36 protein-coding genes are annotated in these 21,644 nt (G+C 67.5%); 2 read left to right on the top strand and 34 right to left on the bottom strand.

The features are described 5' to 3' along the window. Nucleotides 1-23 precede the first annotated feature (23 nt). The 34 genes from ACIQGV_RS21330 to ACIQGV_RS21165 all read right to left on the bottom strand — a co-directional run bounded on the left by ACIQGV_RS21330 (nucleotide 24) and on the right by ACIQGV_RS21165 (nucleotide 19,993). The gene (locus ACIQGV_RS21330) at nucleotides 24-770 is read right to left on the bottom strand and encodes a polyprenol monophosphomannose synthase (RefSeq protein WP_402496609.1); all 747 of its coding nucleotides are present in this window, start codon (nucleotides 768-770) and stop codon (nucleotides 24-26) included. 37 nt (nucleotides 771-807) lie between these two features. Next, complete coding sequence (gene truA, locus ACIQGV_RS21325) at nucleotides 808-1,662, bottom strand: tRNA pseudouridine(38-40) synthase TruA (RefSeq protein ID WP_402496608.1); 855 nt, start codon at nucleotides 1,660-1,662, stop codon at nucleotides 808-810. Between the two features lie 146 nt (nucleotides 1,663-1,808). Next, nucleotides 1,809-2,294: a 50S ribosomal protein L17 gene (rplQ, locus tag ACIQGV_RS21320; protein WP_402496607.1), complete on the bottom strand. Its 486-nt coding sequence runs from the start codon at nucleotides 2,292-2,294 to the stop codon at nucleotides 1,809-1,811. A gap of 178 nt (nucleotides 2,295-2,472) precedes the next feature. Next, nucleotides 2,473-3,495: a DNA-directed RNA polymerase subunit alpha gene (locus tag ACIQGV_RS21315; protein ID WP_003966937.1), complete on the bottom strand. Its 1,023-nt coding sequence runs from the start codon at nucleotides 3,493-3,495 to the stop codon at nucleotides 2,473-2,475. Nucleotides 3,496-3,640: 145 nt separating this feature from the next. Then, nucleotides 3,641-4,045, bottom strand: coding sequence for a 30S ribosomal protein S11 (gene rpsK, locus ACIQGV_RS21310; protein WP_003956432.1), 405 nt, complete (start codon nucleotides 4,043-4,045; stop codon nucleotides 3,641-3,643). Between the two features lie 65 nt (nucleotides 4,046-4,110). Beyond that, nucleotides 4,111-4,491: a 30S ribosomal protein S13 gene (gene rpsM, locus ACIQGV_RS21305; protein ID WP_009300593.1), complete on the bottom strand. Its 381-nt coding sequence runs from the start codon at nucleotides 4,489-4,491 to the stop codon at nucleotides 4,111-4,113. 199 nt (nucleotides 4,492-4,690) lie between these two features. Further along, nucleotides 4,691-4,804 carry a 50S ribosomal protein L36 gene (gene rpmJ, locus ACIQGV_RS21300; protein WP_004984509.1) on the bottom strand — a complete coding sequence of 38 codons (114 nt, stop codon included), beginning with the start codon at nucleotides 4,802-4,804 and terminating at the stop codon, nucleotides 4,691-4,693. A gap of 59 nt (nucleotides 4,805-4,863) precedes the next feature. After that, nucleotides 4,864-5,085 (bottom strand): translation initiation factor IF-1, encoded by a 222-nt coding sequence (gene infA, locus ACIQGV_RS21295; protein WP_003948620.1) that lies wholly within the window; start codon nucleotides 5,083-5,085, stop codon nucleotides 4,864-4,866. A 224-nt stretch (nucleotides 5,086-5,309) separates the two neighbouring features. Continuing rightward, nucleotides 5,310-6,146 carry a type I methionyl aminopeptidase gene (gene map / locus ACIQGV_RS21290; protein ID WP_402496606.1) on the bottom strand — a complete coding sequence of 279 codons (837 nt, stop codon included), beginning with the start codon at nucleotides 6,144-6,146 and terminating at the stop codon, nucleotides 5,310-5,312. Nucleotides 6,147-6,315: 169 nt separating this feature from the next. Next, nucleotides 6,316-6,972, bottom strand: coding sequence for an adenylate kinase (locus tag ACIQGV_RS21285; RefSeq protein WP_402496605.1), 657 nt, complete (start codon nucleotides 6,970-6,972; stop codon nucleotides 6,316-6,318). Then, nucleotides 6,972-8,285, bottom strand: a complete 1,314-nt coding sequence (secY, locus tag ACIQGV_RS21280) for a preprotein translocase subunit SecY (RefSeq protein WP_402496604.1) — start codon at nucleotides 8,283-8,285, stop codon at nucleotides 6,972-6,974. The genes ACIQGV_RS21285 and secY overlap by 1 nt, the downstream gene beginning before the upstream one ends. Before the next feature lie 464 nt (nucleotides 8,286-8,749). Beyond that, complete coding sequence (gene rplO, locus ACIQGV_RS21275) at nucleotides 8,750-9,205, bottom strand: 50S ribosomal protein L15 (protein ID WP_003974249.1); 456 nt, start codon at nucleotides 9,203-9,205, stop codon at nucleotides 8,750-8,752. Nucleotides 9,206-9,207: 2 nt separating this feature from the next. After that, on the bottom strand, nucleotides 9,208-9,390 hold the full coding sequence (gene rpmD, locus ACIQGV_RS21270) for a 50S ribosomal protein L30 (RefSeq protein WP_003974250.1): 183 nt from the start codon (nucleotides 9,388-9,390) through the stop codon (nucleotides 9,208-9,210). Nucleotides 9,391-9,392: 2 nt separating this feature from the next. Next, nucleotides 9,393-9,998, bottom strand: coding sequence for a 30S ribosomal protein S5 (gene rpsE / locus ACIQGV_RS21265; RefSeq protein WP_015658456.1), 606 nt, complete (start codon nucleotides 9,996-9,998; stop codon nucleotides 9,393-9,395). 41 nt (nucleotides 9,999-10,039) lie between these two features. Next, nucleotides 10,040-10,423 carry a 50S ribosomal protein L18 gene (gene rplR / locus ACIQGV_RS21260; protein ID WP_402496603.1) on the bottom strand — a complete coding sequence of 128 codons (384 nt, stop codon included), beginning with the start codon at nucleotides 10,421-10,423 and terminating at the stop codon, nucleotides 10,040-10,042. A 3-nt stretch (nucleotides 10,424-10,426) separates the two neighbouring features. After that, complete coding sequence (rplF, locus tag ACIQGV_RS21255; RefSeq protein WP_402496602.1) at nucleotides 10,427-10,966, bottom strand: 50S ribosomal protein L6; 540 nt, start codon at nucleotides 10,964-10,966, stop codon at nucleotides 10,427-10,429. Nucleotides 10,967-10,990: 24 nt separating this feature from the next. After that, nucleotides 10,991-11,389: a 30S ribosomal protein S8 gene (rpsH, locus tag ACIQGV_RS21250; protein ID WP_007384075.1), complete on the bottom strand. Its 399-nt coding sequence runs from the start codon at nucleotides 11,387-11,389 to the stop codon at nucleotides 10,991-10,993. A 211-nt stretch (nucleotides 11,390-11,600) separates the two neighbouring features. Continuing rightward, on the bottom strand, nucleotides 11,601-11,786 hold the full coding sequence (locus tag ACIQGV_RS21245) for a type Z 30S ribosomal protein S14 (RefSeq protein ID WP_003948630.1): 186 nt from the start codon (nucleotides 11,784-11,786) through the stop codon (nucleotides 11,601-11,603). A 5-nt stretch (nucleotides 11,787-11,791) separates the two neighbouring features. Further along, nucleotides 11,792-12,349, bottom strand: a complete 558-nt coding sequence (rplE, locus tag ACIQGV_RS21240; protein ID WP_003974255.1) for a 50S ribosomal protein L5 — start codon at nucleotides 12,347-12,349, stop codon at nucleotides 11,792-11,794. Next, on the bottom strand, nucleotides 12,349-12,672 hold the full coding sequence (gene rplX, locus ACIQGV_RS21235) for a 50S ribosomal protein L24 (protein WP_018543913.1): 324 nt from the start codon (nucleotides 12,670-12,672) through the stop codon (nucleotides 12,349-12,351). The genes rplE and rplX overlap by 1 nt, the downstream gene beginning before the upstream one ends. Before the next feature lie 2 nt (nucleotides 12,673-12,674). Further along, nucleotides 12,675-13,043: a 50S ribosomal protein L14 gene (gene rplN / locus ACIQGV_RS21230; protein WP_003998823.1), complete on the bottom strand. Its 369-nt coding sequence runs from the start codon at nucleotides 13,041-13,043 to the stop codon at nucleotides 12,675-12,677. Nucleotides 13,044-13,141: 98 nt separating this feature from the next. Further along, the gene (gene rpsQ, locus ACIQGV_RS21225) at nucleotides 13,142-13,426 is read right to left on the bottom strand and encodes a 30S ribosomal protein S17 (protein ID WP_153539280.1); all 285 of its coding nucleotides are present in this window, start codon (nucleotides 13,424-13,426) and stop codon (nucleotides 13,142-13,144) included. Then, nucleotides 13,426-13,650 (bottom strand): 50S ribosomal protein L29, encoded by a 225-nt coding sequence (gene rpmC, locus ACIQGV_RS21220; protein ID WP_007494763.1) that lies wholly within the window; start codon nucleotides 13,648-13,650, stop codon nucleotides 13,426-13,428. Before rpmC ends, rpsQ begins: the two co-directional genes overlap by 1 nt. Next, on the bottom strand, nucleotides 13,650-14,069 hold the full coding sequence (gene rplP / locus ACIQGV_RS21215) for a 50S ribosomal protein L16 (protein WP_009190136.1): 420 nt from the start codon (nucleotides 14,067-14,069) through the stop codon (nucleotides 13,650-13,652). Before rplP ends, rpmC begins: the two co-directional genes overlap by 1 nt. A 5-nt stretch (nucleotides 14,070-14,074) precedes the next feature. Next, nucleotides 14,075-14,896, bottom strand: a complete 822-nt coding sequence (rpsC, locus tag ACIQGV_RS21210; protein ID WP_356692138.1) for a 30S ribosomal protein S3 — start codon at nucleotides 14,894-14,896, stop codon at nucleotides 14,075-14,077. Next, nucleotides 14,896-15,243 (bottom strand): 50S ribosomal protein L22, encoded by a 348-nt coding sequence (gene rplV, locus ACIQGV_RS21205; RefSeq protein ID WP_053759515.1) that lies wholly within the window; start codon nucleotides 15,241-15,243, stop codon nucleotides 14,896-14,898. Before rplV ends, rpsC begins: the two co-directional genes overlap by 1 nt. Before the next feature lie 43 nt (nucleotides 15,244-15,286). After that, nucleotides 15,287-15,568 (bottom strand): 30S ribosomal protein S19, encoded by a 282-nt coding sequence (gene rpsS, locus ACIQGV_RS21200; protein WP_311696773.1) that lies wholly within the window; start codon nucleotides 15,566-15,568, stop codon nucleotides 15,287-15,289. Between the two features lie 12 nt (nucleotides 15,569-15,580). After that, nucleotides 15,581-16,417, bottom strand: coding sequence for a 50S ribosomal protein L2 (gene rplB / locus ACIQGV_RS21195; RefSeq protein WP_402496601.1), 837 nt, complete (start codon nucleotides 16,415-16,417; stop codon nucleotides 15,581-15,583). A 40-nt stretch (nucleotides 16,418-16,457) separates the two neighbouring features. Beyond that, entirely contained in the window at nucleotides 16,458-16,877 is a 420-nt protein-coding gene (gene rplW, locus ACIQGV_RS21190; protein WP_402496600.1) for a 50S ribosomal protein L23, read from the bottom strand. Continuing rightward, the gene (gene rplD / locus ACIQGV_RS21185) at nucleotides 16,877-17,530 is read right to left on the bottom strand and encodes a 50S ribosomal protein L4 (protein ID WP_402496599.1); all 654 of its coding nucleotides are present in this window, start codon (nucleotides 17,528-17,530) and stop codon (nucleotides 16,877-16,879) included. Before rplD ends, rplW begins: the two co-directional genes overlap by 1 nt. 8 nt (nucleotides 17,531-17,538) lie before the next feature. Beyond that, complete coding sequence (gene rplC / locus ACIQGV_RS21180; RefSeq protein ID WP_402496598.1) at nucleotides 17,539-18,183, bottom strand: 50S ribosomal protein L3; 645 nt, start codon at nucleotides 18,181-18,183, stop codon at nucleotides 17,539-17,541. A 17-nt stretch (nucleotides 18,184-18,200) separates the two neighbouring features. Continuing rightward, a complete protein-coding gene (rpsJ, locus tag ACIQGV_RS21175; protein ID WP_003948644.1) occupies nucleotides 18,201-18,509 on the bottom strand; it encodes a 30S ribosomal protein S10 in 309 nt (102 codons plus the stop codon). Nucleotides 18,510-18,959: 450 nt separating this feature from the next. Next, a complete protein-coding gene (locus ACIQGV_RS21170; protein ID WP_402496597.1) occupies nucleotides 18,960-19,142 on the bottom strand; it encodes a DUF397 domain-containing protein in 183 nt (60 codons plus the stop codon). Next, the gene (locus ACIQGV_RS21165) at nucleotides 19,139-19,993 is read right to left on the bottom strand and encodes a helix-turn-helix domain-containing protein (protein ID WP_402496596.1); all 855 of its coding nucleotides are present in this window, start codon (nucleotides 19,991-19,993) and stop codon (nucleotides 19,139-19,141) included. Before ACIQGV_RS21165 ends, ACIQGV_RS21170 begins: the two co-directional genes overlap by 4 nt. 103 nt (nucleotides 19,994-20,096) lie before the next feature. Here ACIQGV_RS21165 and ACIQGV_RS21160 point away from each other — a divergent pair, with 103 nt between their 5' ends. Then, complete coding sequence (locus ACIQGV_RS21160; protein WP_402496787.1) at nucleotides 20,097-20,618, top strand: ATP-binding protein; 522 nt, start codon at nucleotides 20,097-20,099, stop codon at nucleotides 20,616-20,618. Nucleotides 20,619-20,795: 177 nt separating this feature from the next. Beyond that, a complete protein-coding gene (locus tag ACIQGV_RS21155) occupies nucleotides 20,796-21,644 on the top strand; it encodes a helix-turn-helix domain-containing protein (protein WP_402496595.1) in 849 nt (282 codons plus the stop codon).

The following is a 21,644-nucleotide window of genomic DNA, read 5'->3' as shown; positions in this document are numbered from 1 at the left end:
GGGGACCCGGGCCGCCGCCCCGCTCAGCGGTGCCTCAGCCGCAGCCTGATCGGCATCACCGCCGACTCCAGCTGCGTGCGCAGCGTCATCTTCGACGTGCCCTCCATCCGCTCCTCGAAGCGGATCGGGATCTCCACGGCCCGGTGCCCGGCACGCACTGCCTTGTACTTCAGCTCCACCTGGAAGCTGTAGCCCGCGCTGTCCAGCGCGGCCAGGTCCACATCACGCAGCGTGGCCGCCGACCACAGGTTGAAGCCGGCCGTGATGTCCCTGATGTCGGTGCCGAGCACGGTCCGGGCGTACCCGTTGGCGAACCGCGACAGCAGCACGCGGTGCCGCCCCCACTCCTCGTCCAGCGCGCCGCCCTCGACATAGCGGCTGCCGACCACCAGCCCGGCCCCGGTGGAGCGGGCCGCGTCGAGCATGCGCACCACGGCCTCCACCGGGTGGCTCCCGTCGGCGTCCATCTGGACGACGTACTCGGCCCCCTCGTCGAGCGCCGCGGTCATCCCCGCCACATAGGCACGGCCGAGCCCGTCCTTCTCGGTGCGGTGCAGCACGCTCATCCGCGGGCCGTCCGCGTTGTACCTCTCGGCGAGCTCCTCGGCGACCTGCCCCGTGCCGTCCGGGCTGGAGTCGTCGACGACCTTCAGATGCAGCCCCGGCAGCGGCAGCGCCAGCACCGCCTCGGCCATCCGCGGCAGGTTCGCCGCCTCGTCGTAGGTCGGCATCACCACGGTGACGCGGACACCCTCCCCGTCGTACGTCATGCTCGTTCCCCTCGTCTCCCCTGCGGCCGCTGCGCGGTCAGCAGCATCCCGCCCCGGGCAGCGACCGCTTGTTGCGCGCCTCCCGGCTCCGTGCCGCCAGCATCTCGTCCGCCGGATACCCGACCTCCTCCAGGGTCAGCCCGTGCGGCCGTACGACATGCACGGCCGAGTCACGGACGCCCGCAGCGAGCACCTTGGCCGGCCAGTCCGCGGGGCGGTGCCCATCGCCGACGAAGAGCAGCGCGCCGATCAGCGAGCGGACCATGTTGTGGCAGAAGGCGTCGGCGCGGACGGTGGCGGTGACGATGCCGTCCTCACCCCGCACCAGGCTCAGCTCCTGGAGGGTGCGGATGGTCGTGGCCCCCTCCCGCTTCTTGCAGTACGCCGCGAAGTCGTGCTCCCCCAGCAGCCCCCGGGCCGCCTCGTTCATCGCGTCGACGTCCAGCGGCCAGTCGTGCCACAGGACATGGCCCCGCAGCAGCGGGTCGACCCCGCCGGGGTTGTCGGTCACCCGGTACGCGTAGCGCCGCCAGACCGCGGAGAAACGCGCGTTGAACCCGTCGGGCGCCTCCCGCAGCGCCCACACCCGTACGTCCCTGTCGAGCCGCCCGGCGAGCCGCTTCAGCAGCTTCTCGTGGTGCTCGCGCCAGACCGCCCCGGGCAGATCGACATGTGCGACCTGCCCCCGCGCGTGCACTCCGGCATCGGTCCGCCCGGCGACCGTCAGCTCATAGGTCTCCTGCGACCGGGTCACCGTCCGCAGGGCGTCCTCGATCTCCCCCTGCACGGTCCGCCGTCCACCGGCCTGCTTGGCCCACCCGGAGAACCCGCTCCCGTCGTAGGACAGGTCGAGACGGACACGAACGTAACCGGGCGCTGCTTCATCACTCACGTGGGGATCCTCTCAGGAACACAGAAGCGGGCCCGCTCCTCGAAAGGAGCGGGCCCGCAACGCCCCGTCTTTCAGGGGCGCGGGGAACTGCGCGCACAACCACGACGGCGCCGCGGCCGAGAACGCACGGTCACCCCGCAGAACGCTTACGCGTCCTTCGACTCCTCGGCGGGAGCCTCGGCGGCCTCGGTCTGCTCGACCTTGGTCTCCTCGGCCTCCTTGACCGCACGCTTGGTGGCGGCCTCGGCCTCACCGGTGGCCTGCTGCGCGACGGTCAGCGCCTCGACCAGCTCGATGACAGCCATGGGCGCGTTGTCGCCACGGCGGTTGCCGATCTTGGTGATGCGGGTGTAGCCACCGGGACGGTTCTCGTAGCGCGGGCCGATCTCGGTGAAGAGCGTGTGGACGATGCTCTTGTCCGTGATCACCTGGAGCACCTGACGGCGGTTGTGAAGGTCGCCCTTCTTCGCCTTGGTGACCAGACGCTCGGCGTACGGACGCAGACGACGCGCCTTCGCCTCGGTGGTGGTGATGCGGCCGTGCTCGAAGAGGCTCTTCGCCAGGTTCGCGAGGAGCAGCTTCTCGTGCGCGGCGCTGCCGCCCATACGGGCACCCTTGGTGGGCTTCGGCATTTCTTTCTCCTGTGTGTCTGCCCCGGCCGTACTAGGTACCGAGGTCAGTATCCGAGCAGGCGGCTACCTGTCGGAGATCCGGGGCGTCCCCGAAGGGAAGCCCCGGAAGGGGCGCGGGGAACTGCGCGAGAAAGCACAGTGCACCCGCACCCGAGTACGGACCCGAAGGCCCGAGCTCTTAGTACTGCTCGGTCTCGACGAAGCCCGCGTCCGCGTCGTCGTCGGCGCCGAAGGCGTCGGCGGCGGCGGTCGGGTCGAATCCGGGCGGGCTGTCCTTGAGGGCCAGGCCCATGCCGGCCAGCTTCGCCTTGACCTCGTCGATGGACTTCGCACCGAAGTTGCGGATGTCCAGCAGGTCGGCCTCGGAGCGGGCGACGAGCTCACCCACGGAGTGGATGCCCTCGCGCTTGAGGCAGTTGTAGGAGCGGACCGTGAGCTCCAGCTCCTCGATCGGCAGCGCCAGGTCGGCGGCAAGGGCGGCGTCCGTGGGGGACGGGCCCATGTCGATGCCCTCGGCGTCGATGTTCAGCTCGCGGGCGAGACCGAACAGCTCGACCAGGGTCTTTCCGGCGGAGGCCATGGCGTCACGGGGACGCATCGCCTGCTTGGTCTCGACGTCGACGATCAGCTTGTCGAAGTCGGTGCGCTGCTCGACACGCGTGGCCTCGACCTTGTACGTGACCTTCAGCACGGGGCTGTAGATGGAGTCGACCGGGATACGGCCGATCTCCTGGCCCACCTGCTTGTTCTGCACGGCGGAGACGTAGCCGCGACCGCGCTCGACGGTCAGCTCCATCTCCAGCTTGCCCTTGCCGTTGAGCGTGGCGAGGACCAGGTCGGGGTTGTGCACCTCGACACCGGCCGGGGGCGCGATGTCGGCGGCGGTGACCAGACCCGGGCCCTGCTTGCGCAGGTACATCACGACCGGCTCGTCGTGCTCCGAGGAGACGACCAGCTGCTTGATGTTGAGGATCAGGTCGGTGACGTCCTCCTTGACGCCCGGCACGGTGGTGAACTCGTGCAGCACGCCGTCGATCCGGATCGACGTGACAGCCGCGCCGGGGATCGAGGAGAGGAGGGTACGGCGGAGGGAGTTGCCGAGGGTGTAACCGAAGCCCGGCTCCAGCGGCTCGATCACGAACCGGGAGCGGAACTCGTCGACGACCTCTTCGGTCAACGAGGGACGCTGAGCGATCAGCATGTGGTGATCAGATCCTTCTTTCGTGGACGCCCGCTATTTGACGCCCGACGGAACCGCGCCGCTTGCACGGCGCGGGCACTACAAGGGTACGGGCGGTACGCCCCTTACAGAGTCGTACCGCCCGAAAAGCCCGGGAAAAACGGGGTCAGACGCGACGGCGCTTCGGCGGGCGGCAGCCGTTGTGCGGGGTCGGGGTGACGTCCTGGATGGAGCCGACCTCGAGGCCCGTGGCCTGCAGGGAGCGGATCGCGGTCTCACGGCCGGAACCCGGGCCCTTGACGAACACGTCGACCTTGCGCATGCCGTGCTCCTGGGCGCGGCGGGCAGCCGACTCGGCGGCCATCTGCGCGGCGAACGGCGTGGACTTCCGGGAGCCCTTGAAGCCGACGTGGCCGGCGGAGGCCCAGGAGATCACGTTGCCGGACGGGTCCGTGATCGACACGATCGTGTTGTTGAACGTGCTCTTGATGTGCGCGTGGCCGTGAGCGACGTTCTTCTTTTCCTTGCGGCGCACCTTCTTGGCAGCGCCCTGACGTCCCTTGGGGGGCATCCTTTAACTCCTACGGGAGGTGGTCGGTCCTACAGCGAAGACCGTGGACAGGTGTCCGCTGCGGACTACTTCTTGCCCGGCTTCTTCTTGCCGGCGATGGCGCGACGCGGGCCCTTGCGGGTACGGGCGTTGGTGCTGGTGCGCTGACCGCGGACAGGCAGACCGCGACGGTGACGCAGACCCTGGTAGCAGCCGATCTCGACCTTGCGGCGGATGTCGGCCTGGATCTCGCGACGGAGGTCACCCTCGGTCTTGATGTTGTTGTCGACGTACTCGCGGATCGCGACGAGCTGCTCCTCGGAGAGGTCGCGAACGCGGGTGTTCGGGTCGACGCCGGTCGCAGCCAGCGTCTCCTTCGAGAGGGTCCGGCCGATGCCGAACACGTAGGTGAGGGCGACCTCCACGCGCTTTTCGCGCGGGATGTCAACACCGGAAACGCGTGCCATTCAATGGCTCCTGGTGATCTTCGGAGGTCTTCCGCAGGGCCGGACCCCAGCCGCCGTACCAGGTACGAACTGGGTCCCCGGCCTCCGAGCCGGGGGTGTCAGACGAGAAATCGCCTGGGCGCTGCGTATGAACAGAAATTCAGCTCGCGTCGCGCGAAAACTCTGCGATAGAGGTGCAGAGGGTGCGATCAGAGTGCGATCAGCCCTGGCGCTGCTTGTGGCGCGGGTTCTCGCAGATGATCATGACCCGGCCGTGACGGCGGATCACCCTGCACTTGTCGCAGATCTTCTTGACGCTCGGCTTGACCTTCATTGGGTGAGGTTCTCCGGGTCAGTGCCATCGCCCAGGGAGGCCCGGGGCGCGGGCAAGATCTACTTGTATCGGTAGACGATCCGGCCACGCGTCAGGTCGTACGGAGACAGCTCCACCACGACCCGGTCGTCAGGGAGGATGCGGATGTAGTGCATACGCATCTTGCCGCTGATGTGTGCCAGGACCTGGTGGCCGTTCTGGAGCTCGACCTTGAACATGGCGTTCGGCAGAGACTCGACGACAGTGCCCTCGATCTCGATGGCACCTTGCTTCTTGGCCACGCTTCGCCCTTCGAATCGACTACCTTGATCGGCTTTCGTGAGGCATGCAGACATGCGGATACACGAGAGCCGACGAGTCAGTCTACGTCAGGGCATCCAGAAACACGAATCGGGAAAGTCTGCCCCACAGCGGAGATCATTACGCCATCGGGCCCAGGGCCGCCGTGACGCCGCACTGCGCCGCCTCGCCCCTGCTCAGCGGGCAAAGGCGCCCCGGAGCGGGGTCAGGCCAGCGGGTCCGGAGCGGCGGTGACGCCGTACTCCGCCAGCTTGGCCCTGCCGCCGTCCGGAGCGGTCAGCACCAGCGGCCCCGCTTCCGTCAGGGCGACCGAGTGCTCCCAGTGGGAGGACCACGTGCCGTCGGTCGTGATGACCGTCCAGTCGTCCGCCAGGACCTCGGTGCGCGGGGTGCCCAGGGACACCATCGGCTCGATGGCCAGGCAGAAGCCGGGAACCAGCTTCGGGCCCTTGCCGCGGCGGCGGTCGACGTAGTTCAGCAGATGCGGGTCCATGTGCATCTCGGTGCCGATGCCGTGGCCGCCGTAGTCCTCGATGATCCCGTACCGGCCGCCGCCGGGCTTGGGCTGGCGGCGGATGTACGTCTCGATGGCCCTGGAGATGTCGACGAGACGGCTGCCGGGCTTCATCGCGGCGATACCGGCCCACATCGACTCCTCGGTCACCCGGGAGAGCTCGACGAGCTCCGGAGCGTGACCGGAGCCCACGAAGGCCGTGTAGGCGGCGTCGCCGTGCCAGCCGTCGACGATCGCGCCGCAGTCGATGGAGATGATGTCGCCGTCCTCCAGGACGACGTCCTCGGAGGGGATGCCGTGGACGACGACCTCGTTCTTCGAGGTGCAGATCGTCGCGGGGAAGCCGCCGTAGCCGAGGAAGTTCGACTTCGCGCCGTGCTCCTCCAGGACCTTGCGGGCCACCTGGTCCAGGTCCTTCGTCGTGGCCCCGGGCACGGCCGCCTCGCGCGTCGCCGCGTGGATGGCCGCGACGACCAGGCCCGCCTCACGCATCTTGGCGATTTGTTCGGGGGACTTGATCTGCACCATGGTGGCGGGGGCCTTTCGGGTCGGCGGGTGGGCGCTTTTCCACGATACGTGGAGGGGAGCCGAGGTCGTGTCCGGGCTGTCCGCCCGCAGGGGTCGCTCGCGCCCCCCACCAGATCAGCCGCGACCCCTTGGAGAAGGGATCGCGGCTGACAGGAGCGGGCAGGGACGCCTACGCGTCTTCGCGCTTGAGCGCGGCGAGAGCGCGCTCGGTGACCTCGTCGACCGGGCCCATGGCCTCGATCGTCACGACAAGGCCCTGGGCCTTGTAGTAGTCGATGATCGGCTCGGTCTGCGTGTGGTAGACCTCCAGCCGCGTGCGGACCGTCTCCTCGGAGTCGTCGTCGCGCTGGTACAGCTCGCCGCCGCAGACGTCGCAGACGCCCTCCTTGGCGGGCTTCTTGTACGTCACGTGGAAGACGTGGGCCGAGTCGTTGCGGCAGATGCGCCGGCCGGCGATCCGCTTGACGACCTCCTCCTCGGGGGCCTCCAGGTCCAGCACCGCGTCGAGCTTGATGCCCTCGGTCGTCAGCAGCTCGTCGAGCGCCTCGGCCTGCGAGACATTGCGCGGGAAGCCGTCCAGCAGGAAGCCGTTCTCGGCGTCGGGCTGCTCCATGCGGTCCTTGGCCATGGCGATGGTCACCTCGTCGGGGACGAGGTTGCCGGCGTCCATGTAGGACTTCGCGAGCTTGCCGAGCTCCGTCTGCTGGCTGATGTTGGCGCGGAACAGGTCGCCCGTGGAGATGTGCGGTACACGCAGTTTCTCGGCGAGGCGGGTGGCCTGCGTACCCTTACCAGCGCCCGGCGGCCCGACGAGGACGATTCGCATCAGCGGAGGAACCCTTCGTAATTGCGCTGCTGGAGCTGGCTCTCGATCTGCTTCACCGTCTCAAGACCGACACCCACGATGATCAGGATGCTCGTTCCGCCGAACGGGAAGTTCTGGTTCGCCCCAAAACCAACCAACGCCATCGTCGGCACGAGAGCAATCAGACCCAAGTACAGCGAACCCGGCCAGGTGATCCGGTTGAGCACGTACGAGAGGTACTCAGCGGTCGGTCGGCCAGCCCGGATGCCCGGGATGAAGCCACCATACTTCTTCATGTTGTCGGCGACTTCCTCGGGGTTGAACGAGATCGCCACATAGAAGAACGCGAAGAAAACGATGAGCAAGAAGTACAGACTGATGTAAACCGGGTGGTTACCACTGACCAGCGTGCTCTCGATCCAGGTCTTCCAGCCCGAGGTGCTGCTGGAGAACTGCGCGATCAGAGCCGGGATGTAGAGCAGCGACGAGGCGAAGATGACGGGAATCACACCCGCCTGGTTCACCTTGAGCGGGATGTAGGTGGACGTTCCGCCGTAGGAACGCCGGCCGATCATCCGCTTCGCGTACTGCACCGGAATACGGCGCTGGGCCTGCTCGACGAAGACCACCAGGCCGACCATCACGAGGCCGACGAGAATCACGGTGCCGAACTCGATCCAGCCGTCCGCGAGGTCGCCCTGCTCCTTGATCGCCCACAGGGCGGAGGGGAAGGTCGCGGCGATCGAGATGAACATCAGGATGGACATGCCGTTGCCGATGCCGCGGTCGGTGACCAGCTCACCGAGCCACATGACGACGCCGGTGCCGGCGGTCATGGTGACGACCATCGTGATGGTGGTGAAGATCGACTGGTCCGGCACGATCGAGGTGGCCTGCGGGCAGCCGCTGAAGAGGGCGCCGCTGCGCGCGGTGGCGACCAGGCCGGTGCCCTGGAGGATGGCGAGCGCGACCGTCAGATAACGGGTGTACTGCGTGATCTTCGCCGTACCGGCCTGGCCCTCCTTCTTCAGGGCTTCCAGGCGCGGGATGACCACGGTCAGCAGCTGCAGAATGATGCTCGCCGTGATGTACGGCATGATGCCCAGCGCGAAGATGGTGATCTGGAGCAGCGCACCACCGCTGAACATGTTCACCAGACCGAACAGGCCCTGGTTCCCGGAGGCCTGGTCCACACACGCCTGCACGGCCCGGTAGTCGACACCAGGGATCGGGACGTGGGTGCCGACCCGGTAGATCACGATGATGCCGAGCGTGAAAAGCAGCTTCTTGCGCAGGTCGGGCGTCTTGAACGCCCGGGCGAACGCGGTGAGCACGGTGCCTCCTGCGCCCCCCGCGTGCGAACGGGGAGGCTAGTTTGTTGACAAGGCTGACGGAGCGGGTGAGTCGCCACCCAACAGTGCTGCGGGAGGCAGACGCCTGTGACCGACAAGGTATGGATGGACCACTGGACTCTAACAGTGCGGGACCACTCTCATGAAGCCTGATGGCCTGTCGCAGCGCGGGTGGGAGCCCTTGATGCGCTACACACGATCCCGCCCGGCCGCGGCCCCGGCACAAAGATCACCCTTGACGGTGACTTGGCCGCTTCGATCCCGAACACATGCACATCGCCGAGTTGTTCGCCGGCGCGGCCCGTGCCCGGCGGCTCGAAGCAGCCGTAGGAACGAACATGAAAGGGGGCCCGCCGAAATCGGCGGGCCCCTTCTCATGCACTGCTCGGCCCGAAGGCAGAACGCCGGGACGATCCCTCAGCCGGAATCCCCCGGCGTTCTCGGACTCAGACGAGCTCGGTGACCGTACCGCCGGCGGCGGTGATCTTCTCCTTGGCGGAGCCGGAGACGGCGTCGACCGTCACCTGCAGCGCCACGGAGATCTCGCCCTGGCCGAGGACCTTGACGAGGCTGTTCTTGCGAACGGCACCCTTGGCGACGAGACCCTCGACGGTGACCTCGCCACCCTCCGGGTACAGCGCGGCCAGCTTGTCGAGGTTCACGACCTGGAACTCGGTCTTGAACGGGTTCTTGAAGCCCTTCAGCTTCGGAAGACGCATGTGGAGGGGCATCTGGCCACCCTCGAAGCGCTCCGGAACCTGGTAACGGGCCTTCGTGCCCTTGGTACCACGACCGGCCGTCTTACCCTTCGACGCCTCACCACGACCGACACGGGTCTTGGCGGTCTTGGCGCCCGGGGCGGGACGGAGGTTGTGGATCTTGAGCGGGTTGTTCTCCGCCATGATCAGTCGACCTCCTCGACCGTCACGAGGTGGCGGACGGTGTGCACCATGCCGCGGAACTCGGGGCGGTCCTCCTTGACGACCTGCGTGTTGATGCCCTTGAGACCAAGGGAACGCAGGGTGTCACGGTGGTTCTGCTTGCTGCCGATGTAGGACTTGACCTGCGTAATCTTGAGCTGCGCCATGATTACGCACCCGCCCCGGCACGCGCACGGAGAAGAGCCGCGGGAGCGACGTCCTCGAGCGGCAGACCGCGGCGGGCCGCGACCTCCTCGGGACGCTGCAGACCCTTGAGGGCCTCCACGGTCGCGTGCACGATGTTGATCGCGTTGTCGGAGCCGAGCGACTTCGACAGGATGTCGTGGATACCGGCGCACTCGAGCACGGCACGCACCGGACCACCGGCGATGACGCCGGTACCGGGGGACGCGGGCTTGAGCAGCACGACGCCGGCAGCCTTCTCACCCTGGATCGGGTGCGGGATGGTGCCCTGGATGCGGGGGACCTTGAAGAAGTGCTTCTTGGCCTCCTCAACGCCCTTGGCGATGGCGGCCGGCACCTCCTTGGCCTTGCCGTAACCGACACCCACGGTGCCGTCACCGTCGCCCACCACGACCAGCGCGGTGAAGCTGAAGCGACGACCACCCTTCACAACCTTGGCGACACGGTTGATCGCGACAACGCGCTCAACGTACGCGGTCTTCTCGGCGGCAGCAGCGCCGCCGTCACGGCCCTTCCGGTCCCGCCGCTCGCCGCCACCGGCACCGCCACCGCGGCGCTGGGGTCCAGCCATTGGAATTACCTCTCTCTGTTTCCGCTAGCTACGGAACCGGCTCAGAACTTGAGCCCGGCCTCGCGGGCGGCGTCCGCCAGGGCGGCGATGCGCCCGGCGTACTGGTTGCCACCACGGTCGAACACGACAGCCTCGACACCGGCGGCCTTGGCACGCTCGGCGACCAGGGCGCCGACCTGCTTGGCCTGCGCGGACTTGTCGCCCTCGCCACCGCGGACGGAGGCGTCCAGCGTGGACGCCGAAGCCAGGGTGTGGCCCTTCAGGTCGTCGATCACCTGCGCCACGATGTGGCGGTTGGAGCGGGTCACGACGAGACGGGGACGCTCCGCCGTACCGTTGATCCGCTTGCGGATCCGCAGGTGGCGGCGCTTGATCGCGGCGCGCTTGTAGGCGTCGCCCTTCAGGATCTTCTGCCCGTATGCCATGGCTTACTTACCCGCCTTTCCGACCTTGCGGCGGATGACTTCGCCCTCGTACTTGACACCCTTGGCCTTGTACGGGTCAGGCTTGCGCAGCTTGCGGATGTTGGCCGCAACCTCGCCGACCTTCTGCTTGTCGATGCCCTCGACCTGGAAGCGGGTCGGGGTCTCCACCTTGAAGGTGATGCCCTCGGGCGCCTCGACGGTGATCGGGTGGCTGTAGCCGAGCGCGAACTCGAGGTTCGAGCCCTTGGCCGTCACGCGGTAACCGACACCGCTGATTTCGAGCTTCTTCACGTAACCCTGGGTCACGCCGGTGATCATGTTCGCCACCAGCGTGCGGGACAGGCCGTGCAGGGCCTTGTTCTGACGCTCGTCGTTGGGGCGGGTCACCTGAAGGGTGCCGTCCTCGCCCTTGGCGATGTCGATCGGCGCCACGACGGTGTGGGTCAGCGAGCCCTTGGGGCCCTTGACCAGAACCGTACGGCCGTCGATGGTGACGTCCACGCCGGCGGGAACCGTGATGGGGAGCTTGCCAATACGCGACATAGCTGTTTCCTCCGTTCCCTTCCGCTACCAGACGTAGGCGAGGACTTCCCCACCCACGCCCTTCTTGCCGGCCTGCTTGTCGGTGAGGAGACCGTGCGACGTGGAGATGATCGCCACGCCGAGGCCGCCGAGCACCTTCGGCAGGTTGGTGGACTTCGCGTAAACCCGGAGACCGGGCTTGGAGATCCGCTTGATGCCCGCGATGGAGCGCTCACGGTTGGGGCCGAACTTCAGCTCCAGGACGAGGTTCTTGCCGACCTCGGCGTCCTCGACCTTCCAGCCCGTGATGAAGCCCTCCTGCTGGAGGATCTCCGCGATGTGCGACTTGATCTTCGATGCCGGCATCGTCACGGAGTCGTGGTATGCCGAGTTCGCGTTCCGCAGACGCGTAAGCATGTCTGCGATCGGATCAGTCATGGTCATGAATTGGCCTTCGGCCTCTCTCGCCGGGGTTTCCTGGTGCGCCATCCCTCTCCCCGATCCGAGACGGGACGGGTGCGGCGCGGTGGACCTACGGCGTAGTAAGTCGTACGGGCGCGGCAGGCGCCCAACCCCACAAGCCTAAGGCATGCGGGAGTGGGCATCCTGCCGACCCAGATGCTTACCGAGAGCCCTGGGAGTCCGAACTAGCGGATTACCAGGAGCTCTTGGTCACGCCCGGCAGCTCGCCACGGTGAGCCATCTCACGAAGGCACACGCGGCAGAGGCCGAACTTGCGGTACACGGAGTGGGGACGGCCGCAGCGCTGGCAGCGCGTGTAGCCACGCACGCCGAACTTGGGCTTGCGAGCAGCCTTCGCGATCAGAGCCTTCTTCGCCATCTCGCTCACGCCTCCTTGAAGGGGAAGCCGAGGTGACGAAGGAGCGCGCGGCCCTCAGCGTCGTTGGTCGCCGTGGTCACCACGGTGATGTCCATACCCCGGGTGCGGTCGATCTTGTCCTGGTCGATCTCGTGGAACATGACCTGCTCCGTGAGACCGAAGGTGTAGTTGCCACGGCCGTCGAACTGCTTGGGGGACAGGCCGCGGAAGTCGCGGATGCGCGGCAGCGCGAGCGACAGGGTGCGGTCCAGGAACTCCCACATGCGGTCGCCACGGAGCGTGACGTGGGCACCGATCGGCTGGCCCTCACGCAGCTTGAACTGCGCGATGGACTTGCGGGCCTTGGTGACGGCCGGCTTCTGACCGGTGATCGTGGTCAGGTCGCGGATCGCGCCCTCGATCAGCTTCGAGTCACGGGCGGCGTCGCCGACACCCATGTTGACCACGATCTTGACGAGGCCGGGGATCTGCATGACGTTCTCGTAGGAGAACTCCTCACGCAGCTTGCCCGCGATCTCCTCGCGGTACTTCGTCTTGAGACGCGGAGTGGTGGTGGTAGCCATCAGATGTCCTCACCCGTCCGCTTGGCAACGCGGATCTTGTTGCCCTCGTCGTCGAAGCGGTAACCGACACGCGTGACGACCTTGTTGCCGTCCTTCTCCACGACGAGCTGAACGTTGCTCACGTGAATCGGGGCCTCGGTCGTGACGATGCCGCCGGCCTGCGAACCGCTGGCGGTCGGGCCGGCCTTGGTGTGCTTCTTGACCCGGTTGACACCCTCGACCAGGACACGCTCGTCGCGCGGGTAAGCGGCAATGACCTTGCCCTGCTTGCCCTTGTCCTTACCGGTGATGACCTGGACCAGGTCGCCCTTCTTGATCTTCATGCTTACAGCACCTCCGGCGCGAGCGAGATGATCTTCATGAACTTCTTCTCGCGCAGCTCACGGCCGACCGGGCCGAAGATGCGGGTGCCGCGAGGGTCGCCGTCGTTCTTCAGAATGACGGCGGCGTTCTCGTCGAAGCGGATGTACGAGCCGTCCGGACGGCGGCGCTCCTTGACGGTGCGAACGATGACCGCCTTGACGACGTCACCCTTCTTCACGTTGCCACCGGGGATCGCGTCCTTGACGGTGGCGACGATGACGTCACCGATGCCCGCGTAGCGGCGACCGGAGCCACCGAGCACACGGATGCAAAGGATCTCCTTCGCACCAGTGTTGTCGGCGACGCGCAGTCGCGACTCCTGCTGGATCACGTCTATCTCCTGATCGTCTGCCGGTTCCCGGCAGGGGCCTCAGAACGAGGACCCCTGCCGAGCCTGGCGGAACTGTCCTGCGGGATACCCCGCAGGAATTACTTGGCCTTCTCGAGGATCTCGACGACGCGCCAGCGCTTCGTCGCGGACAGCGGCCGGGTCTCCATGAGGAGGACGCGGTCGCCGACACCCGCGGCGTTCTGCTCGTCGTGCGCCTTGAGCTTGTTCGTACGACGGATGACCTTGCCGTACAGCGCGTGCTTGACGCGGTCCTCGACGGCGACGACGACGGTCTTGTCCATCTTGTCGCTGACGACCAGACCCTCACGGGTCTTGCGGAAACCGCGCGCCTCGGTGTTCTCAGTCACGTTCTTCTCGCTCATCAGGCGTTCTCCACCGTCTCGATGCCGAGCTCACGCTCACGCATGAGGGTGTAGATCCGGGCGATGTCCTTGCGGACCGCCTTGAGACGGCCGTGGTTCTCGAGCTGACCCGTGGCCGCCTGGAAGCGGAGGTTGAACAGCTCTTCCTTGGCCTCGCGGAGCTTCGCCAGAAGCTCCTCGTTGCCCAGCTCGCGCAGCTCGGACGCCTTGGTACCGGCCGACATCACGCTTCACCTGCCTCGCGCTTGACGATCCGGCACTTCATCGGCAGCTTGTGGGCCGCACGGGTCAGCGCCTCACGGGCGATCTTCTCGTTGGGGTACGACAGCTCGAACATCACACGTCCGGGCTTGACGTTGGCGATCCACCACTCCGGCGAACCCTTACCGGAACCCATGCGGGTCTCGGCCGGCTTCTTGGTGAGGGGACGGTCCGGGTAGATGTTGATCCAGACCTTGCCGCCACGCTTGATGTGACGGGTCATCGCGATACGAGCCGCTTCGATCTGGCGGTTCGTCACGTAGGCCGGGGTCAGCGCCTGGATGCCGTACTCGCCGAACGCAACCTGCGTTCCACCCTTGGACATACCGTTGCGCTTCGGGTGGTGCTGCTTGCGGTGCTTGACCCTACGGGGGATCAGCATGACGGTCAGGCCTCCGTTCCGGTGCTCTCAGCAGCCGGAGCGGCAGCGGCCTCGGCCTGGGGGGCCTCGGCAGCAGGAGCCTGCTGCGGCTTGCGACCGCGTCGCTCGCCACCACGGCCACCACGGGCCGGGCGGTCGGCGCCACCGCGGGCCGGGCGGTTACCCGCACGGGCGGCAGCGTTCTCGGCGCGGACCTCGGCGATGTTCTTGACGTCGCCCTTGTAGATCCAGACCTTCACGCCGATGCGGCCGAAGGTCGTCTTGGCCTCGAAGAAGCCGTAGTCCACGTTCGCGCGGAGCGTGTGCAGGGGCACACGGCCCTCGCGGTAGAACTCCGAGCGGGACATCTCGGCGCCGCCGAGGCGGCCACCGCACTGGATCTTGATGCCCTTGGCGCCCGCCTTCATCGCCGACTGCATGCTCTTGCGCATGGCACGACGGAAGGAGACACGGGAGGACAGCTGCTCGGCGACGGCCTGAGCAACCAGCTGAGCGTCCGTCTCGGGGTTCTTGACCTCGAGGATGTTCAGCTGGACCTGCTTGCCCGTCAGCTTCTCCAGCTGACCGCGGATCTTGTCGGCCTCCGCACCGCGGCGGCCGATGACGATGCCCGGACGCGCGGTGTGGATGTCCACGCGGACACGGTCACGGGTGCGCTCGATCTCAACCTTCGAGATACCGGCGCGCTCCATGCCGGACGTCAGCATCCGACGGATGGCGACGTCTTCCTTGACGTAGTCCTTGTACAGCTTGTCGGCGTACCAACGCGACTTGAAGTCGGTCGTGACACCGAGCCGGAACCCATGCGGGTTTACCTTCTGGCCCATTACCGGGTTCCTTCCTTGCTGCTGACGACCACGGTGATGTGGCTGGTCCGCTTGCGGATCCGGTAGGCACGGCCCTGGGCGCGCGGACGGAACCGCTTCAGGGTCGGGCCCTCGTCGACGTACGCCTCGCTGATGAACAGCGAGGAGGCGTCCGGGTGGTCGTAGTTGTGCGCGGCGTTGGCGATGGCGCTGTCGAGCACCTTGCCGACCGGCACGGAGGCTGCCTGCGGAGCGAATCGCAGAACAGCCTGGGCCTCCGTGGCGTCCATGCCACGGATGAGGTCCACCACGCGGCGGGCCTTCATGGGCGTGACGCGGATGTACCGCGCCTGGGCCCTGGCTTCCATGGTTGTCCCTTCAGTTACTTACGTGTCTGAGTGCGATCCGCTGCTAGCGGCGCTTCGACTTCCGGTCGTCCTTGACGTGGCCCCGGAAGGTGCGCGTCGGCGAGAACTCGCCGAGCTTGTGGCCGACCATCGACTCGGTGACGAACACCGGGATGTGGGTCTTGCCGTTGTGCACCGCCAGCGTGTGGCCCAGCATGGCCGGCACGATCATGGAGCGGCGGGACCAGGTCTTGATGACGTTCTTGGTGCCGGCTTCGTTCTGGACATCCACCTTCTTCATCAGGTGGTCGTCGACGAAGGGCCCCTTCTTCAAGCTACGAGGCATCTCAACCCGTCCTTAGCGCTTCTTGTTCGTCTTGCGGCGGCGGACGATGTACTTGTTCGACGCCTTCTTGGGCGAACGAGTACGGCCTTCCTTCTTGCCCCACGGGCTGACCGGGTGGCGACCACCGGAGGTCTTGCCCTCACCACCACCGTGCGGGTGGTCGACCGGGTTCATGACCACACCACGGACGGTCGGGCGAACGCCCAGCCACCGCTTACGGCCGGCCTTGCCCCAGTTGATGTTGCTCTGCTCGGCGTTGCCGACCTCGCCGACGGTGGCGCGGCAGCGCACGTCGACCAGGCGGATCTCACCGGAGGGCATGCGGAGGTGGGCCATCGAGCCCTCCTTCGCGAGCAGCTGCACGGAGGCACCGGCGGAGCGGGCGAACTTCGCGCCGCCACCGGGACGAAGCTCCACGGAGTGGATCGTCGTACCGACCGGGATGTTGCGCAGCGCCAGGTTGTTGCCGGGCTTGATGTCGGCCGTGGGGCCGTTCTCGATCCGGTCACCCTGGTTCAGGCCCTTGGGGGCCAGGATGTAGCGCTTCTCGCCGTCCACGTAGTGGAGGAGCGCGATGCGCGCGGTGCGGTTGGGGTCGTACTCGATGTGAGCGACCTTCGCCGGCACGCCGTCCTTGTCGTGACGACGGAAGTCGATCACACGGTAGGCGCGCTTGTGGCCACCACCCTGGTGGCGGACGGTCACACGACCGGAGTTGTTACGGCCACCCTTGCTGTGCAGGGGGCGAACCAGCGACTTCTCCGGCGTGGACCGCGTGACCTCGACGAAGTCGGCGACGCTGGCGCCACGACGGCCCGGCGTAGTCGGCTTGTACTTGCGGATTCCCATTTCTCAGTCCTCGTCCGATATCGGACGATCCGGACCGCCCTCAGGCGGTCGGACCGCCGAAGATGTCGATACGGTCGCCCTCGGCGAGGGTCACGATCGCGCGCTTGGTGGCGGCACGCTGACCGAAGCCGGTCTTGGTGCGCTTGCGCTTGCCGGCGCGGTTGATCGTGTTGACCCCGGTGACCTTGACCTCGAAGACCGTCTCGACGGCCTGCTTGATCTGGGTCTTGTTGGAGCGCGGGTCGACGATGAACGTGTACTTGTTCTCGTCCAGGAGCGCGTAGCTCTTCTCGGAGACCACCGGGCGGACCAGCACGTCACGGGGGTCCGTGTACGACTTGCTGACCGGGGTGACGACCGTGTTCTTGCCCTCGGCGGCCTGACGACGCGCCTTGGCGACGCGCGCGGCCTTGGCGGCCTTGGCGGCCTTCGAGGCGATAGAGGGGTGGCGGATGGCCATCAGACCTCAGTCCCTTCGGTGTCGTTGGCCTTCGGGCCGGACACGAAGGACTCGAAAGCGGCCTGGGTGAAGACCACGTCGTCCGAGACGATCACGTCGTACGTGTTCAGCTGGCCCGGCTCCAGGATGTGCACCTGGGGCAGGTTGCGGGCGGACAGCCACGCGGCCTCGTCGGCGCGCTCGACGACCAGGAGCAGGTTCTTGCGCTCCGAGATCTTGCCGAACAGCGTCTTGGCGGCCTTGGTGGAGATCGCACCCTCGACCACGCCGGTGACGACGTGGATGCGGTTGTGGCGCGCCCGGTCGGTGAGGGCGTGGCGCAGGGCCGCGGCCTTCATCTTCTTCGGGGTGCGCTGCGAGTAGTCACGCGGCACGGGACCGTGCACGACGCCACCACCGGCGAACTGCGGCGCGCGGGTCGAACCCTGACGGGCGCGGCCGGTGCCCTTCTGGCGGTACGGCTTGCGGCCACCACCACGGACCTCGCCACGGGTCTTGGTCTTGTGCGTGCCCTGGCGGGCGGCCGCGTTCTGCGCGACGACGACCTGGTGGATCAGCGGGATGCTGATCTTCTCCACGCCGAAGATCTCCGCGGGGAGCTCGACGCTACCGGTCTTCTCGCCCGCAGGCGAAAGGATGTCAACAGTGCTCATCGGTTACCTCAGGCCCCCTTGGCCGCGGTGCGGACCAGGACGAGGCCGCCGTTCGGACCGGGAACCGCGCCCTTGATGAGCAGCAGACCCTTCTCCGCGTCAACGGCGTGGACGGTCAGGTTCTGGGTGGTGACCCGCTCGTTGCCCATGCGACCCGCCATGCGGAGGCCCTTGAACACGCGGCCCGGGGTGGCGCAGCCACCGATGGAACCGGGCGAGCGGTGCTTGCGCTGGGTGCCGTGTCCGGCGCCGAGGCCCTTGAAGTTGTGACGCTTCATGACACCGGCGAAGCCCTTGCCCTTGCTCTTGCCGGTCACGTCGACCTTGATGCCGGCCTCGAACACCTCGGCGGTGATCTCCTGGCCGAGGGTGTACTCGCTGGCGTCAGCGGTACGGATCTCGACGAGGTGGCGGCGGGGAGTGACGTCGGCCTTGGAGAAGTGGCCCTTGAGGGGCTTGTTCACCTTGCGCGGGTCGATCTCGCCGAAAGCGATCTGGACGGACTCGTAGCCGTCGACATCGTTCGTACGGACCTGGGTGACGACATTGGGGCCGGCCTTGACGACGGTGACCGGAACAACACGGTTGTTCTCGTCCCACACCTGCGTCATGCCGAGCTTCTCGCCCAGGATGCCCTTGATCTGCTTAGCCATTCTCAGATCACCGGCCCCTAGAGCTTGATCTCGATGTCGACACCGGCCGGGAGGTCGAGTCGCATCAGAGAGTCAACGGTCTTGGGCGTCGGGTCGAGGATGTCGATCAGACGCTTGTGCGTGCGCATCTCGAAGTGCTCGCGCGAGTCCTTGTACTTGTGCGGCGACTTGATGACGCAGTACACGTTCTTCTCAGTGGGCAGCGGCACCGGGCCCGCGACCGACGCACCAGTGCGGGTCACCGTCTCGACGATCTTCTTCGCCGAGGAGTCGATGACCTCGTGGTCGTAGGCCTTGAGCCGGATGCGGATCTTCTGTCCCGCCATGGCTACTCAGTAGTCCTTTGTCTCGTACGCTCCGGAACCCGGCGTTCCTGGTCCCGCCTCTCCGACCCACGCGGTCGGGCGTGTCGCTCTCCCGCTGACAAAGATGTCCCTTGTTCGAACATCCCTGCGGGGAATGCACACGGCCCTACCGGAACCGCAAGCCGAGGGCGGAAGGCCCACCGGGTGCCTGGTCGGTGCCGCACAGCACTTCCCGAAAGATTCCCGTACGTCCGCCCCAGCGCTGCCGTGTGGCAGTTAGGGCGACGAGTACTGTGGGACTCGCTTCCGGTCCTCCCGGCGGGAGGCGCGCAGCATCAACACTCGACCGAGCAACTCCGACAGTCTGCCATACAGGGCACGTCGGACGCCAATCGAGCCGGAGAGAATACCCCGAGAGTGACGCACGTCAAACCCGGGGTCACGGCCACCGAGGCCCGGCGCGCACCGGCGTCAGCGCGTCCAGGAGACGAACGCCGACCAGGTCCGCGGGGCGAGGCGCAGCCGGGGACCGTCGGCCTGCTTGGAGTCACGGACATGGACAGCGACGGGAGCGGGGGCGAGAGCGACTTCGACACAGGACTCGCCGTCATTGCCATCGCTGTAGCTGCTCTTGAACCACGCCAGCTCACTCATGTCTCTCCCAGCAGTTCCTTGATGAAAGCCAGCGAATCCCCAGGGGGAAGCGCCTGCGCCCGGATGGTGCCATACCGCAGCTCAAGGATGCGCAGCTGCCTCAGATCGGTGACAGGGCGTCCGCTGAACGCTCCGTCGGAGCGCCCGACAGCGGTGCCGTCCTCAAACTTCAGCAGTTCGATCCTGCCGTCCAGACCGGAGTGCACCTCTCGGTGAGTGGGCATCACCTGGAGCGTCACATTACGCAACTGGCCCACCTCCAACAGACGTTCGAGCTGCTGCCGCCAGACCATTGTGCCTCCGAGCGGGCGACGCAGAGGGGCCTCTTCCAGCACGAAACTCAGCGCTGGCGCCGGAACACGCTCGAAGATCGACTGCCGGGCCACGCGTGCAGCGACCATGCGCTCCACATCGTCCGGCGAATACGGGGGCTGCGCCGCCTCGATAGCCGCTCTGGCATGCGCCGCCGTCTGCAACAGCCCGCTGATGCTGTGGCACACATACACCCCGATCTCGACCGCCTGCGCCTCCATCTTCGCCAGGTCCCGCACCTTCTTCGGGTACCGGACCTTCCTCACGTCCTCCTTCATCGCGGCCAGCAGTCCGCCCGAGCCCAGCACCGCGTCGGCCTTGTCCAGGTACTCCGGCCGGGGAATCCGCTTCCCAGACTCGATCTTGTAGACCATGTCCTCGCCGTACCCGACCTCCGTCGCGAAGTCGGAGGCACGCATCCCCACGGCCTCGCGGCGCAGCTTGAGCTGACGCCCCACCGTCGCGACGACGGCGGCACCCCATTCGTCGTCCGGGTCCAGCTCCCAGCCCGAGTCGTCCGCCTCCGTCTTGAGCAGCACCCGCCCACCCCTCTCGACAAGCCCGGACACCACCGGACAACCCCTGGACAGTGACCGTACGTACCGACCGTGTCACTCACCACGGTAGGCGGAGGCGACCACGCTGAGTGATGTGAATCAAGGAATCCGCAACTTCAGCGTGCTGCTCTCCCCCACCCCGCGCGGAGCGCGACTGGCCCGGCTCCTCGCCACGGAGCAACTCCGCTCCTGGGAGCTGCCGTTCGAGACCGCGCAGCACCTCGTGGCGGAGCTGGCGGCGAACGCGGTCACGCACGGGCGCGTGCCGGGCCGGGACTTCCGGCTCACGCTGTACGTCGTCGGCGGCACGCTCCGGATCGAGGTGACGGACACGCGCGGTGACCGGCGGCCGCGCGCGGGCCGGGCCGCTCCGGACGCCGAGTCCGGCCGCGGCCTGCTGCTGGTGGAGGCGCTCGCCGACCGCTGGGGCGTGACCGAGGGCCCGCGGCCCCGCAAGACGGTCTGGGCGGAAGTGGCTCTGCCACCGCGACCCGGGATCTCGTGCTGCGGTGTCGTCGGCGGCCTTCCCCAAGGACCGACGAGAGGAAAGAACCCGCACCAAGCCCCACCCCTCCCGCCCGTTCCGACGGCTCACTCCGGAGGGTGAACATCGCCAACTGAGCTGGATTCGGGGCCGGTTGCATGCCCTACGCTCGCCGCAGGACCACCGCAGACATGCGAAAGGCCCCCGCCGGGACTGGCATCCCGTTGCGAGGGCCACCACCGAGGAAGCAAAGGACTTCCTGGTGGACACCACCGAGAAACGAAGCAGAAGGCATTCCCGATGGATACCCAGCACCTTAGCGCGACCGCGCCCGCCCGGCCCCGGATTACCGCCGACAAGCACCCGATCCGGCGTCCCGGCCCCGGTCTGGTTCACGAGAACTCCCGCCATACCACCCGCTTCACGGTGATCGGCAACCACCTGACCCAGCACGTGGAGCTGTCGCTGCTGGCGATCGGCCTGGCGTGCCACCTCCAGTCGCTCCCCGCAGGCAGCCAGGCCGGCATCAAGAGCCTCGCGGCGCGGTTCCCGGAGGGGACGACCCGTATCGCGGCGGCCCTGCGCGAGCTGGAGGCGCACGGCTATCTGCGCCGCGAGCGCGTCCGCACGTCCACCGGCCGCATCGTCACCCGCACGACCTCCTGCAACCGGCCCGGCCACCGCGCCGAGGACGCTCCACCGGCGAGGAAGCCCAGGCAGGCGCCGCCACGTGGGAAGGCCCTCCCCGAGGTCCCGCAGCCGGCCTGTCCCGCGCCCGAGCTCGTGCGGGCCGCGACCGGCCTCCTCGCGGGCCTGCGCCGCCTCGACCCGCGCCTGCTCCTCTCGGCCTGCGACACGGCCCACCTGGCTCCGGGTGTCGCAGCCTGGCTGGAACGGGACGTGGCCCCCAGCGCCGTAGGAGAAGCCCTGACCAGGGACCTGCCGGCCGAGGACCTCCGGCGCCCGGCCGCCCTCCTGGCCCACCGTCTCGCGGCGCTCCTCCCACCGCCGCCGCCCTTCCGCGCACCGGCCGCGCCCGCACCGGTCCGCCACCCCTTCCAGGACTGCGACGGCTGCGGCCTCGTCTTCCGGGCCCCCGCCCCGGGCCGCTGCCGCGACTGCCGGCCCGTGCTTCCGCAGGAGCCCTAG

Origin of the sequence: Streptomyces sp. NPDC093094 (genome assembly GCF_044754345.1) — a bacterium.
Lineage (GTDB): Bacteria > Actinomycetota > Actinomycetes > Streptomycetales > Streptomycetaceae > Streptomyces.
This window is presented reverse-complemented; position numbering and strand designations above follow the sequence as displayed.

What these genes read in the sequence shown, in the direction of transcription:
- rplQ (WP_402496607.1), bottom strand. Translation starts at nt 2,294, where the DNA reads ATGCCGAAGCCCACCAAGGGTGCCCGTATGGGCGGCAGCGCCGCGCAC.
- ACIQGV_RS21155 (WP_402496595.1), top strand. Translation starts at nt 20,796, where the DNA reads ATGGATACCCAGCACCTTAGCGCGACCGCGCCCGCCCGGCCCCGGATT.
- rpsH (WP_007384075.1), bottom strand. Translation starts at nt 11,389, where the DNA reads ATGACCATGACTGATCCGATCGCAGACATGCTTACGCGTCTGCGGAAC.
- rpsJ (WP_003948644.1), bottom strand. Translation starts at nt 18,509, where the DNA reads ATGGCGGGACAGAAGATCCGCATCCGGCTCAAGGCCTACGACCACGAG.
- rplC (WP_402496598.1), bottom strand. Translation starts at nt 18,183, where the DNA reads ATGGCTAAGCAGATCAAGGGCATCCTGGGCGAGAAGCTCGGCATGACG.
- rplB (WP_402496601.1), bottom strand. Translation starts at nt 16,417, where the DNA reads ATGGGAATCCGCAAGTACAAGCCGACTACGCCGGGCCGTCGTGGCGCC.
- rplF (WP_402496602.1), bottom strand. Translation starts at nt 10,966, where the DNA reads ATGTCGCGTATTGGCAAGCTCCCCATCACGGTTCCCGCCGGCGTGGAC.
- rplW (WP_402496600.1), bottom strand. Translation starts at nt 16,877, where the DNA reads ATGGCCATCCGCCACCCCTCTATCGCCTCGAAGGCCGCCAAGGCCGCC.
- rpsS (WP_311696773.1), bottom strand. Translation starts at nt 15,568, where the DNA reads ATGCCTCGTAGCTTGAAGAAGGGGCCCTTCGTCGACGACCACCTGATG.
- rpsQ (WP_153539280.1), bottom strand. Translation starts at nt 13,426, where the DNA reads ATGAGCGAGAAGAACGTGACTGAGAACACCGAGGCGCGCGGTTTCCGC.
- ACIQGV_RS21285 (WP_402496605.1), bottom strand. Translation starts at nt 6,972, where the DNA reads ATGCGAATCGTCCTCGTCGGGCCGCCGGGCGCTGGTAAGGGTACGCAG.
- map (WP_402496606.1), bottom strand. Translation starts at nt 6,146, where the DNA reads ATGGTGCAGATCAAGTCCCCCGAACAAATCGCCAAGATGCGTGAGGCG.
- rplD (WP_402496599.1), bottom strand. Translation starts at nt 17,530, where the DNA reads ATGAGCACTGTTGACATCCTTTCGCCTGCGGGCGAGAAGACCGGTAGC.
- rplR (WP_402496603.1), bottom strand. Translation starts at nt 10,423, where the DNA reads ATGGCATACGGGCAGAAGATCCTGAAGGGCGACGCCTACAAGCGCGCC.
- rplE (WP_003974255.1), bottom strand. Translation starts at nt 12,349, where the DNA reads ATGGCTACCACCACCACTCCGCGTCTCAAGACGAAGTACCGCGAGGAG.
- rpsC (WP_356692138.1), bottom strand. Translation starts at nt 14,896, where the DNA reads ATGGGCCAGAAGGTAAACCCGCATGGGTTCCGGCTCGGTGTCACGACC.
- ACIQGV_RS21330 (WP_402496609.1), bottom strand. Translation starts at nt 770, where the DNA reads ATGACGTACGACGGGGAGGGTGTCCGCGTCACCGTGGTGATGCCGACC.
- rpsM (WP_009300593.1), bottom strand. Translation starts at nt 4,491, where the DNA reads ATGGCACGCGTTTCCGGTGTTGACATCCCGCGCGAAAAGCGCGTGGAG.
- rpmC (WP_007494763.1), bottom strand. Translation starts at nt 13,650, where the DNA reads ATGTCGGCCGGTACCAAGGCGTCCGAGCTGCGCGAGCTGGGCAACGAG.
- rpsK (WP_003956432.1), bottom strand. Translation starts at nt 4,045, where the DNA reads ATGCCCCCCAAGGGACGTCAGGGCGCTGCCAAGAAGGTGCGCCGCAAG.
- rpsE (WP_015658456.1), bottom strand. Translation starts at nt 9,998, where the DNA reads ATGGCTGGACCCCAGCGCCGCGGTGGCGGTGCCGGTGGCGGCGAGCGG.
- rplV (WP_053759515.1), bottom strand. Translation starts at nt 15,243, where the DNA reads ATGGAAGCCAGGGCCCAGGCGCGGTACATCCGCGTCACGCCCATGAAG.
- rpmD (WP_003974250.1), bottom strand. Translation starts at nt 9,390, where the DNA reads ATGGCGCAGCTCAAGATTACGCAGGTCAAGTCCTACATCGGCAGCAAG.
- rplO (WP_003974249.1), bottom strand. Translation starts at nt 9,205, where the DNA reads ATGGCGGAGAACAACCCGCTCAAGATCCACAACCTCCGTCCCGCCCCG.
- ACIQGV_RS21170 (WP_402496597.1), bottom strand. Translation starts at nt 19,142, where the DNA reads ATGAGTGAGCTGGCGTGGTTCAAGAGCAGCTACAGCGATGGCAATGAC.
- rpmJ (WP_004984509.1), bottom strand. Translation starts at nt 4,804, where the DNA reads ATGAAGGTCAAGCCGAGCGTCAAGAAGATCTGCGACAAGTGCAGGGTG.
- rplP (WP_009190136.1), bottom strand. Translation starts at nt 14,069, where the DNA reads ATGCTGATCCCCCGTAGGGTCAAGCACCGCAAGCAGCACCACCCGAAG.
- rplX (WP_018543913.1), bottom strand. Translation starts at nt 12,672, where the DNA reads ATGAAGATCAAGAAGGGCGACCTGGTCCAGGTCATCACCGGTAAGGAC.
- ACIQGV_RS21315 (WP_003966937.1), bottom strand. Translation starts at nt 3,495, where the DNA reads ATGCTGATCGCTCAGCGTCCCTCGTTGACCGAAGAGGTCGTCGACGAG.
- ACIQGV_RS21245 (WP_003948630.1), bottom strand. Translation starts at nt 11,786, where the DNA reads ATGGCGAAGAAGGCTCTGATCGCGAAGGCTGCTCGCAAGCCCAAGTTC.